This is a genomic window from Pectobacterium carotovorum (assembly GCF_900129615.1).
Classification (GTDB): domain Bacteria; phylum Pseudomonadota; class Gammaproteobacteria; order Enterobacterales; family Enterobacteriaceae; genus Pectobacterium; species Pectobacterium carotovorum.
The window spans coordinates 361,457-371,702 of record NZ_FQWI01000005.1; the positions used below are offsets into that span (position 1 = coordinate 361,457).

Annotated in this window: 10 protein-coding genes; 3 read left to right on the plus strand and 7 right to left on the minus strand. The window is 48.8% G+C overall.

Annotated elements, in window-relative coordinates; genetic code table 11:
- Positions 1-2: 2 nt before the first annotated feature.
- The 4 genes from fliI to fliF are packed head-to-tail and all read right to left on the minus strand — an operon-like array spanning position 3 to position 4,804.
- Positions 3-1,373 (minus strand): flagellar protein export ATPase FliI, encoded by a 1,371-nt coding sequence (gene fliI, locus BUB06_RS13020; protein WP_010279628.1) that lies wholly within the window; start codon positions 1,371-1,373, stop codon positions 3-5.
- Positions 1,373-2,098 carry a flagellar assembly protein FliH gene (gene fliH / locus BUB06_RS13025; protein ID WP_039471470.1) on the minus strand — a complete coding sequence of 242 codons (726 nt, stop codon included), beginning with the start codon at positions 2,096-2,098 and terminating at the stop codon, positions 1,373-1,375. The genes fliI and fliH overlap by 1 nt, the downstream gene beginning before the upstream one ends.
- A complete protein-coding gene (gene fliG / locus BUB06_RS13030; protein ID WP_014915894.1) occupies positions 2,091-3,083 on the minus strand; it encodes a flagellar motor switch protein FliG in 993 nt (330 codons plus the stop codon). The genes fliH and fliG overlap by 8 nt, the downstream gene beginning before the upstream one ends.
- Entirely contained in the window at positions 3,080-4,804 is a 1,725-nt protein-coding gene (gene fliF, locus BUB06_RS13035; RefSeq protein WP_039471472.1) for a flagellar basal-body MS-ring/collar protein FliF, read from the minus strand. The genes fliG and fliF overlap by 4 nt, the downstream gene beginning before the upstream one ends.
- A gap of 260 nt (positions 4,805-5,064) precedes the next feature.
- On the opposite strand from fliF, the gene fliE reads away from it, so the two are divergent.
- Positions 5,065-5,379: a flagellar hook-basal body complex protein FliE gene (gene fliE / locus BUB06_RS13040; protein WP_010279635.1), complete on the plus strand. Its 315-nt coding sequence runs from the start codon at positions 5,065-5,067 to the stop codon at positions 5,377-5,379.
- Between the two features lie 276 nt (positions 5,380-5,655).
- On the opposite strand, the gene fliT is transcribed toward fliE, so the two are convergent.
- The 3 genes from fliT to fliD are packed head-to-tail and all read right to left on the minus strand — an operon-like array spanning position 5,656 to position 7,865.
- On the minus strand, positions 5,656-6,036 hold the full coding sequence (gene fliT / locus BUB06_RS13045) for a flagella biosynthesis regulatory protein FliT (RefSeq protein WP_010279637.1): 381 nt from the start codon (positions 6,034-6,036) through the stop codon (positions 5,656-5,658).
- Positions 6,036-6,446, minus strand: coding sequence for a flagellar export chaperone FliS (fliS, locus tag BUB06_RS13050; protein ID WP_039285815.1), 411 nt, complete (start codon positions 6,444-6,446; stop codon positions 6,036-6,038). The genes fliT and fliS overlap by 1 nt, the downstream gene beginning before the upstream one ends.
- A gap of 30 nt (positions 6,447-6,476) precedes the next feature.
- Entirely contained in the window at positions 6,477-7,865 is a 1,389-nt protein-coding gene (fliD, locus tag BUB06_RS13055; RefSeq protein WP_039471475.1) for a flagellar filament capping protein FliD, read from the minus strand.
- A 280-nt stretch (positions 7,866-8,145) separates the two neighbouring features.
- On the opposite strand from fliD, the gene BUB06_RS13060 reads away from it, so the two are divergent.
- Both BUB06_RS13060 and BUB06_RS13065 read left to right on the plus strand, forming a co-directional pair.
- A complete protein-coding gene (locus BUB06_RS13060; RefSeq protein WP_072886148.1) occupies positions 8,146-9,024 on the plus strand; it encodes a flagellin N-terminal helical domain-containing protein in 879 nt (292 codons plus the stop codon).
- A gap of 198 nt (positions 9,025-9,222) precedes the next feature.
- Positions 9,223-10,110, plus strand: a complete 888-nt coding sequence (locus tag BUB06_RS13065) for a flagellin N-terminal helical domain-containing protein (protein ID WP_072886150.1) — start codon at positions 9,223-9,225, stop codon at positions 10,108-10,110.
- The last annotated feature ends 136 nt before the right edge of the window (positions 10,111-10,246 follow it).

A 10,246-nucleotide genomic window follows, 5' to 3' on the forward strand; every position in this document is an offset into this window, starting at 1 on the left:
TCCTACTCGTTACGAGGGAAAATAGTGTGCAACGCCTGGCAGGACTCTTCATAGTTACTTTGTTCAAACATACCCTGCTGCAAGAAGGCTTCCAGATGCGGGTAAAGCCGAATTGCTTTGTCAAGCATAGGGTCGCTGCCTGCGGCGTAGGCACCAACACTGACTAAATCACGGTTACGTTGGTAGCTGGATAGTAACTGTTTAAACTGCCTTACAGAAGCATAATGACCTTCATCGATCAGCGCTGTCATCGCACGACTAATCGATGCTTCAATATCTATTGCCGGATAATGGCCAGACTCAGCTAATTGACGTGACAACACGATATGTCCGTCAAGGATGGCACGAGCGGAGTCAGCGATAGGATCCTGCTGATCGTCACCTTCTGTTAGAACAGTATAGAAGGCAGTGACTGAACCACCTCCATGAATACCATTACCAGCGCGCTCGACTAACGCGGGTAATTTAGCGAAGACAGAAGGGGGATAACCCTTGGTCGCCGGCGGTTCGCCAATAGCTAACGCAATTTCACGCTGTGCCATGGCATAGCGTGTGAGCGAATCCATGATGAGCAGAACGTGATGCCCGCGATCGCGAAAATCTTCAGCAATACGCGTAGCATACGCGGCACCCTGCATCCTTAATAATGGAGAAACATCGGCTGGTGCGGCAATAACGACAGAGCGTGCTCGTCCTTCGGTGCCCAAGATATTCTCGATAAAGTCTTTCACTTCTCGGCCACGTTCACCGATAAGGCCAACAACGATGACGTCAGCCTGAGTATAGCGTGCCATCATACCCAACAGCACACTTTTACCTACCCCTGAACCCGCAAACAGGCCCATTCGCTGCCCCCGGCCTACGGTAAGCAAGGCATTGATGGCTCGAACGCCCACGTCCAGAACACTTTCGATTGGCGTTCTCTGCAATGGGTTGAACGGCGGCGTAATCAGTGGTGCGCGATAGCCTGTATCTGGCGCGGGTAAACCATCCAGCGGTTTTGCGCTCCCATCCAGTACTCGCCCAAGCAGTTCAGGTCCTAAGGGCAGTTGCTTTCCTTGGCTGCTGCTGTCCTGGCCGACGCGAGCGTAGACACGCGCTCCAGGGGTAATACCTTCAACTTCTTCCAGCGGCATAAGAAAGAGTTTTTGCCCGTTGAAACCGACAACTTCGCTTTCGATTTCTTCAACCTGCGAGCCATTCTGCCGTTCAATGAGGCAGGTGGCACCCAGCGGCATATGTAACCCTGTCGCTTCCAATACCAAACCTGTCGCCCGGGTTAAGCGGCCGTAACGACGCACCGAAGGCGTGTCATCAATGCGCTTCTCAAATGAATCGAGAGAAGAAAGCCAGCGTCCGAGGCGTGAAGTCATTATAGTTCTCCCGGTGCGGCTAAACGGCAAAGCTCATGCCAGCGTGTCGCCAGGCTGGCATCCAGATCGCCTTCTTCTGCGCTAACTTTACAACCACCAGGGTGAAGTTGACTATCGGCAAGCAATCTCCAACCATGCAAGCTGAGTGTCGGGCCCAAATATTGTTCAACACGTTCCAGGTCTGAAGGGTGAACACGCAGCTGCGTTTTCCCTGAGAACATAGGCTCTTGCTGAATCAATTGCTGTATTTGACCAAGTAGCGCATTACCATCGCATACCGGAGGTTGCCCCAGAATCTGCTTGGCTGCGGTCAAAGCTAACTGCATCAGGCGAGCCGGGATCACACTGTCGAGCGTATCCAGCGTCTGTTGGAATTCGGTGACCATTTGCTGCATCTGTTCAATAATCGGTTGCTGCTGCTGTAAGGCGTTCTGCAAACCCTGCTGTTGCCCCTTGGCTAAACCTTCCTGATAACCGGCGTCATAGCCTTGCTGATGACCTTGCGCAAAACCCGTTTCTCGTGCCTGTTGCATTGTGCTTTCACGCAGAGATGCGAGTTCGTCCTCTGCAGCAGAAAGGGCATTTTCTTCAGAGAAACGCTCCATGTCCGGCAATTCAGGTTCATCATTGACCTGATATGCTGGAACGGGCTTTGAAACTATGGGGGCAGCCAGGTCGTTGAGTTTCCAGGGCTGCCAGGCCAGGTTTTTGGGGGCGTTAGACATAAGCATCCTCGCCGCCACCGATAATCATCTCGCCGCTGTCTGCCAGTCGGCGGACGATAAGCAGAATAGCTTTCTGTTCGTTTTCGACCTGCGACATACGTACTGGACCACGAGTTGCAAGGTCGTCGCGAAGAATTTCCGCAGCACGCTGAGACATATTGCGCAGGAATTTCTCGCGTAAAGGCTCTTCGGCACCTTTCAATGCCAACAGCAGAGACTCGGACTCGACTTCTTGCAGAAGACGCTGGATGCTGCGGTCGTCCACGTCCACCAGGTTTTCGAACAGGAACATTTCGTCGATGATTTTTTGTGCCAGCTCGCCATCGAATTCGCGTACTGCATCGATAACCGCTTCTTCCTGCTGGGTTTTCATCAGGTTGATAATCTCGGCAGCAGTACGAACACCACCCATTTTGCTGCGTTTGAGATTCTGGCCATCCAACAAGCCATTCAGAACATCTGTCAATTCTGCCAGTGCGGAAGGCTGAACGCCGCCGAAGGTCGCGATACGTAGCATAACGTCATGGCGAAGACGTTCGTCAAACAGGGCTAAGATATCGGCAGCCTGAGCACGCTTCAGGTGCACCAGGATTGTTGCGATAATCTGCGGGTGTTCGTCGCGAATAAGGTCTGCGGCAATCTGCGGCTCCATGAAGTTGAGTGTTTCCATTCCACTCGTAGAGTCGCGGCTTTCCAGAATATCTTCCAACAGGCTAGACGCTCGCTCTTCACCAAGTGCTTTAACAAGCACTGAGCGAAGGTAGTCACCCGCATTCACACTGAGTGCGGCATATTGCTCTGAATCAGCCTCAAATTCTCTCAGGATTTCGAGCAACTGCTGTTGTGAGACCTGTCGCATGTTCGCCATTGCAGAACTAAGGTGCTGTACTTCTTTAGTCGAAAGATGAGTAAACACTTCTGCCGCGCGGTCTTCACCAATGGTCATCAATAAGATGGCGCTTTTTTCTGTTCCTGTCAGGTTCATAGTTCAGTACTCATCCATTGACGAATTACCAGAGCGACAACGCGTGGATCGTTCTCTGCCATTTCACGTATGCGATTACTTTGCATTTCTGCATTGACGCGTTGCTGTGATTTCCGCTGCTGTTCAACTTCCGAGCTACTCAAGTTGACCATAACATCGCTGTCTGCACCTTGAGACAGGGCAGCCGCCGCCAGTGCCGCTTCTTGTTGTTGTGCTTTTCTTTGCAATTGCGGACGAACCAGTTTACGCCACAGAATCCAGGCAACGATCAGAACCAGCAGCCAGCGGCCAGCTTCCATCAGGAGATCGAAAAATGCCTGTTTTTGCCAGAACGGGAGTTCGCCAGAACCGTCGGTGCTGTCCATAAATGGCGTATTAACAACATTTAAGGTATCGCCGCGTTCAGCAGAGAAGCCCATTGCTTCGCGTGCTACCGTTTCAATCTGTTTGATCTGCTCTTCCGTCAGTGCAACCGGTTTGCCATCCTCACCAGGAGGCTGGTAGTTAACAATAACGGCCGCAGACAAGCGCTTTACACCACCTGTGCTGTGTTTGGTATGTAAAATCGTCTTGTCGACTTCATAGTTGGTTGTTGCATCATTGCGAACATTGGATGTTTGAATAACGGTATTCGCATTTGCCGCATTAGCTTGGGCACCTGCCGCATTGTTTTGATTCTGCTGGCCAGCCTGATTGTTTGCATTGGCATTAGCGTTATTTGGCGGTGTTGCGATAGGGGCTGTAGGAGCCGGTGCGGGCTGATTGGTTAATGCACCAGGAACGCCACCGACGTTCGGGCCTCCTTTTTGCTCACTTTGGCTGGTTTGCTGAGAGCGAACAGCCGCTTTATCTGGCGGTTGATTGGGTTGATACTGCTCATCAGTTTGTTCACGAGCAGAGAAATCGATTTGTGCGGTGACCTGGGCATGTACGTTACCCATGCCAACCATCGGCGCGATAATTGACTCTATGCGGCGCTGGTACATCGCCTCGACTTCGTTGCTGTACTTCAGTTGCGCAGCATTCAGATCGCGGCCGCTGCCGCCAGCCTGAGTTAACAGGCGTCCAGTCTGATCGACGACCGTAACATTATCTGGTGGCAGGCCAGCAACGCTGCTGGAAACCATATAAACGATGGAATTGATTTGCCCTTCATCTAATGCACGACCCGGTTGTAATGTCAGGGTGACGGATGAAGAGGGGGCTTTTTGCTCACGAACGAACAGTGAAGGCTTCGGTATAGCAAGGTGAACTCGTGCATTCTGAACGGGTCCGAGTGTTTCTATCGTTCTGGACAGTTCACCTTCCAGTGCACGCTGGTAATTAATCTGCTCGCTGAACTGGCTGATGCCAAACTTTTCTTGGTCGAGTAATTCAAAGCCAACCGCGCCGCCTTTTGGCAGCCCCAATTGAGCAAGTCGGAGTCGGGTCTCATAGACATTTGCGGCGGGAATCATGATCGCCCCGCCATTTTCCGCAAAGCGATAAGGGATGTTCAGCTTCGTTAATTCGCTGACAATCGCACCACCGTCACGGTCATTTATATTGCTATAAAGCACTCGATAGTCTGGACCTTTGGCCCATAGTGTCAACGCAACGACGATCGCAATGGTCGCAGCGGCTGCGATCAATAGCGGAATTTTCGGATTGGCGCGTAACCGGTTGAGTATTTCGCCAAAGCTATTTTTACCGGTAGCGGAGCCGGTTAATGAGGCGTTCATACTCTATCTCTGCTTGGTTGTTGAACGATATACTTAACGTTGTGACGTGACAAAACAGAACTCCCTGATTGCGCAATCAATAAAACATTTCGCCTACATTTATCGGCATGTCATTATTTTCCGTAAAAGAAAAATCGATGGGTCGATAAGGTGGCATTTTTCGCGCTAATTGTGCGATTTATCTGAAAAGCTGTGTGATAGGGTAATGCTGTCATAGAAAATGCATAAGCAGTCTACTCTGTATGATGTAGTGAGGTGTTATGTCAGTTCAAGGTATAGATGGTGTTTTACAGCAAATGCAGGTCAAAGCTCTGCAGGCTGCTGACACGCCAATAGCCAGACCATCGGTAGAACCTGGTTTTGCCAGTGAGCTGAAGGCCGCGATCGATAAGATCAGCGACACACAGCAGACGGCTCGTACGCAGGCTGAAAAATTTACCTTGGGTGTGCCAGGCGTAGCATTGAATGATGTGATGGTGGATTTGCAGAAATCATCCATTTCAATGCAGATGGGCATTCAGGTACGTAATAAACTGGTATCTGCGTATCAGGAAGTGATGAATATGTCTGTTTGATGTCGTCTAATGACATCAACCTGCAACTAGCAAAGTCATTGTGCGTAATCTCACTGCTAATGCAATGAAATTACGCACAATCTTTACTTATGCTGGCTTCCCACCTATGCCTATTCCCTGCTTTCACGTTTTCTAATCTCTAAATTCTTAACGCGTACTGATTTCGTCATGCTGATAGTCTGAGCATGCAGAGTAAAAGCAGCGTTTGTGGGTAAAAAAACGCGCCCGTATCAGGCAAAGATAAGGGCGCGAGTGGCGTATATAACGAGTATGAAATTATGAGCTTGGCTCACCTGGAGCGGGTTCACCTGGAAGCAGTCGCTGTCCTGCAAATTCGCTATAAGTCGTATTAATTGACTTTTGCTTCAGTGATTGCCCCATTAGCGAACTTAGCTCGTCCATCCGCTTCTGCAGAAGTTGTTTTACTTTCGCTTCATTATCCATCACTTCCTGCAAAATCTGTCGCAGATGCAAACGCATCACGCTGTCAATTTCGTCAGGAATTGGCGTGTTAACTAAGCCTTCAACGGACTGAACATAAACAATCTCTTGTTCAACCAACGTATCCCACTGGCCGCTGACTGCCAAATGAAGAATCTTTTGACTTAGAGACAAAAGCTGTTGGTAATCTTTTAGAAGCCGATGGGGGGAGGCCATTAACGTACTTCCTGCTCTGGTTTGTAATTAGGACCGATTTGCCGCCAGGCATCAGCGATGTTTTCCAGCAACGCTTCGACGTCTTCTATTGCTTTTGCATCGTTATGCAAATTGGCAATCAACAAACGCTGAGACATGTAATCGTACAGGGCGGACAAGTTTTCAACGAGTTCCCCCCCTCTTTCCATGTCCAATCCGGCTTTTAGCCCGTTATTGATAATGTTGATCGCTTTGGATAACGCCATACCTTTGCCCGGGATATCGCCTTGCTCCATGAGAATGCGTGCGCGCACCATTGCACTGCGAGCACCATCAAACAACATGACGATAAGCTGGTGAGGGCTTGCGCTCATCACACTGCTTTCAAGACCTACCTGAGCGTAGGCCTGACTGCCTTTCATATTGTACATCTCGTTACCTATCTACTTAATATGCAAACTTTAGAGCTTGGAGAACATACTGGTTAAGCTTGCACTGGTTGAAGCCATGTTAGACATCGCTTTATCGAGATCTGTAAACTGTTTCTGGTAGCGAGCAATTGTTTCTTCAATACCGTCTTTGATTCGCTGAGATTGGGTATCCAGACTTTTGATTGTTTTATTAATACTATCTTCTTTCGTTTTGATCGTACCATCGATGGTATCAAGGAGTTCTTTCATATAAACACGGGTTTGTGTCGCAAAACCCGTTTTGTCATTATCACCCACGAAAAAGGCTTGAACTTTACCTGGCTCTTCTTTAAGCGCTTTTTCCAAAGCGGTGTTATCTATTTCAAGTTTACCGGTCTTAAAGTTTTGTTTGATGCCTAAATCGGCGAGAATATTAAACTCACCATTTCCGCTTTGTACCGTGGTAAGCTGTCCTTTAAGCGCGTTTTGTATGTTACGAACCGTTGAGTCACCAATTAATGCACCGTTTGTGCTGGATTGCTCTTCCCCTTTTTTAACAGCGGTGTACTTGGTTTGTGCTGCAATCGTATCTTGCAGGCCGTTATAGGCATCAACCCATGCTGTTATGGCAGCTTTCATACCCGTGATGTCTTGATTAATAGTCAGGGTTTCGGGTTTGCTTGCTTCTGTTTTAGCCTGTAGCGTTAAGTTGACGCCCTCAATGGCATCATCAATCGTATTGCTTTGGCGTTCAATGGTAATACCATTTGCAATGATCACGGCATTCTGCGCGGCCACTTTTTCGGTTGTTGCACCCAGAACATTACCGCCATCAGTGATTGTGATTTCACCTTTTTCGCCGCTGTTTCTGGCTGTTAGCATCAGGTAATATTCATTATCTTTGGCTTTGACTACACTCGCGCTTACGCCGCCGTTTGCTTTATTAATCGCATCCCGGACGTCGTTTAATGAAGTTTCACCACCTTTAATGTCAACCGTCAATGACTTACCATCGGCCTGAGCGATAGTGAGACTGCTATCTGTTGAGCTTAGCGCGGTCGTTGCACTTGTTTTAACGCCAGAGGTAATGGAGTGAGCTTGAGCTAATTGCTGTACCTCAATACTATAACTGCCAGCGACAGCCTTGCTGCTTGTTGTTGCAGTAAAGGCCTTATTGGTGCTGGATACTTTTGTGTTGGTTATTCCATCAATCGATCCAGTGACAATGCCGAATGACTGTGATTTGGCTAAGGCATTGGTAGCGGTATTGAGCTTATCGAGTGAACTTTTAAGTGCACTGACGCCAGTAAGTTGAGCTTTATAACTGGCTTGTTGCGTTGTTATGGGCGTCAAACGCTGGTTCTCAGCTGTTCTCAATTGCGTTAACAAACCGCTCAAATCTAAACCTGAACCCACACCCAATGAAGATATACTTGCCATGATCGAATCCTTTATCTATCCAGAGCCAATGGTCTATGTATCAGTTATCGGCAGTACGAATAATAAGTTTAGCATTTTGAGCGAGAGTTATTTCTACCCAGTATCATGGATCCTGTCTTAAGCGTTGCTGGACAGAGATTCAGTTGTGCTATCAGGCTCAAAAAAAGATGTGTGGTAAAAAATTAAAGCTTTTGAAAAGTGTTCCGATAAATAGACACAACGGGGATGACCCCGTGGGTCTAACCCGAAACTTACATTTTATTGATTAAGGAACGCTATCATGGCATCGATTAATACTAACATCATGTCTCTGGTCACCCAGAACAACCTGAACAAATCACAATCTTCTCTGGGCACCGCTATTGAGCGTCTGTCTTCTGGTCTGCGTATCAATAGTGCAAAAGACGATGCTGCTGGTCAGGCGATTGCCAACCGTATGACTGCACAGGTTAAAGGCCTGACTCAGGCTGCGCGTAACGCGAACGACGGTATCTCCCTGACGCAAACCGCAGAAGGTAACCTGAACGAAATCAACAACAACTTACAGCGTGTTCGTGAGCTGGCGGTTCAGGCAGCAAGTGACACCAACGGCAGTACTGACCGTACTTCAATCTACACTGAAATGAAGCAACGTCTGGACGAAATCGACCGTGTTGCTAAATCAGCTTCTTTCAACGGCACGAACCTGCTGGACGGCACGGCAAGCGGTGGTATCAACATTCAGGTTGGTGCCAACACTGGTGCTAACGAAGTTATCGCTATCGACTCTGGCGCGCTGGTTAACGCGACGACGACGTCTGGTGCAGGCCTGGCTTCTGGCGTATCGACTTCCGTTGCTGCAATCAGTGGTGGTACTGGTACTATCGGTGGTTCTGGTGGTCTGGCTTCAACAATTATTAAAGATGTTGATGCTGCACTGAAAGCGGTAGATACCGCACGTAGTAACCTGGGTGCGATCCAGAACCGTTTCGAATCCACGATCACTAACGTGAACAACACCATCAACAACCTGTCCAACGCCCGTGGCCGAATTCAGGATGCGGATTACGCGGTGGAAGTGTCGAACATGACCAAGGCGAACATTCTGCAACAGGCGGGTACGTCAGTCCTGTCTCAGGCGAACCAGGTTCCTCAGACCGTTCTGTCTCTGCTGCGTTAATCGTAAGCAATACAGCATGATGTTAAACCCAGCCAAGTGCTGGGTTTTTTCTTTCTGAAACAGATGCTTTGAATAAAAAAACGCGGACAGACAAAAAATTAAAGATTTTAAAAAAGGTTCCGATAATTAGTAAGGACGGGGATGAGCCAATGAGCTGAACCCGACACTTAACATCTCATTGATTAAGGAACGCTTATCATGGCATCGATTAATACTAACATCATGTCTCTGGTTACCCAGAACAACCTGAACAAATCACAATCCTCTCTGGGCACCGCTATTGAGCGTCTGTCTTCTGGTCTGCGTATCAATAGTGCAAAAGACGATGCTGCTGGTCAGGCGATTGCCAACCGTATGACTGCACAGGTTAAAGGCCTGACTCAGGCTGCGCGTAACGCGAACGACGGTATCTCCCTGACGCAAACCGCAGAAGGTAACCTGAACGAAATCAACAACAACTTACAGCGTGTTCGTGAGCTGGCAGTGCAGGCAGCCAGTGACACCAATGGTCAGACTGACCGTGGTTCAATCTACACTGAAATGAAGCAGCGTCTGGACGAAATCGACCGCGTTGCTGGCTCTGCCTCTTTCAACGGCACGAACCTGTTGGACGGCACGGCAAGTGGCGGTATCAACATTCAGGTTGGTGCCAACACCGGTGCTAACGAAGTGATTACCATCGATTCTGGCGCGCTGGTTAATGCTAAAACTTCTGGCGGTCTGTCATCTGGCGTATCTAGTGCTGTTGCCGCAATTAGCGGAACAACTGCAAGTGGTACAGTAAGCGGCATTGGTGGTTCTGGTGGCTTGGCTCAAAAAATTGTTGATGCTGTTGATACTGCACTGAAAGCAGTAGATACCGCACGTAGTAACCTGGGTGCGATCCAGAACCGTTTCGAATCCACGATCACCAACGTGAACAACACCATCAACAACCTGTCCAACGCCCGTGGCCGAATTCAGGATGCGGATTATGCGGTGGAGGTGTCGAACATGACCAAGGCGAACATTCTGCAACAGGCCGGTACGTCAGTCCTGTCTCAGGCGAACCAGGTTCCTCAGACCGTTCTGTCTCTGCTGCGTTAATCATAAGCAACACAGTTTGATGTTAAACCCAGCCTAGTGCTTAATGCCGATCAGTTAAGGATCAGTTGAACGATCCGGTACTTGTGTAACAATCCGTAATCTCACAGGGATTACGGATTTTTTTATGCTACTCAGC

Excerpts from the sequence above, each read along its gene's own strand:
- fliG (WP_014915894.1), bottom strand. The coding sequence starts at position 3,083 with ATGAACCTGACAGGAACAGAAAAAAGCGCCATCTTATTGATGACCATT.
- fliF (WP_039471472.1), bottom strand. The coding sequence starts at position 4,804 with ATGAACGCCTCATTAACCGGCTCCGCTACCGGTAAAAATAGCTTTGGC.
- fliD (WP_039471475.1), bottom strand. The coding sequence starts at position 7,865 with ATGGCAAGTATATCTTCATTGGGTGTGGGTTCAGGTTTAGATTTGAGC.
- BUB06_RS13060 (WP_072886148.1), top strand. The coding sequence starts at position 8,146 with ATGGCATCGATTAATACTAACATCATGTCTCTGGTCACCCAGAACAAC.
- fliS (WP_039285815.1), bottom strand. The coding sequence starts at position 6,446 with ATGTACAATATGAAAGGCAGTCAGGCCTACGCTCAGGTAGGTCTTGAA.
- fliT (WP_010279637.1), bottom strand. The coding sequence starts at position 6,036 with ATGGCCTCCCCCCATCGGCTTCTAAAAGATTACCAACAGCTTTTGTCT.
- fliI (WP_010279628.1), bottom strand. The coding sequence starts at position 1,373 with ATGACTTCACGCCTCGGACGCTGGCTTTCTTCTCTCGATTCATTTGAG.
- BUB06_RS13065 (WP_072886150.1), top strand. The coding sequence starts at position 9,223 with ATGGCATCGATTAATACTAACATCATGTCTCTGGTTACCCAGAACAAC.
- fliE (WP_010279635.1), top strand. The coding sequence starts at position 5,065 with ATGTCAGTTCAAGGTATAGATGGTGTTTTACAGCAAATGCAGGTCAAA.
- fliH (WP_039471470.1), bottom strand. The coding sequence starts at position 2,098 with ATGTCTAACGCCCCCAAAAACCTGGCCTGGCAGCCCTGGAAACTCAAC.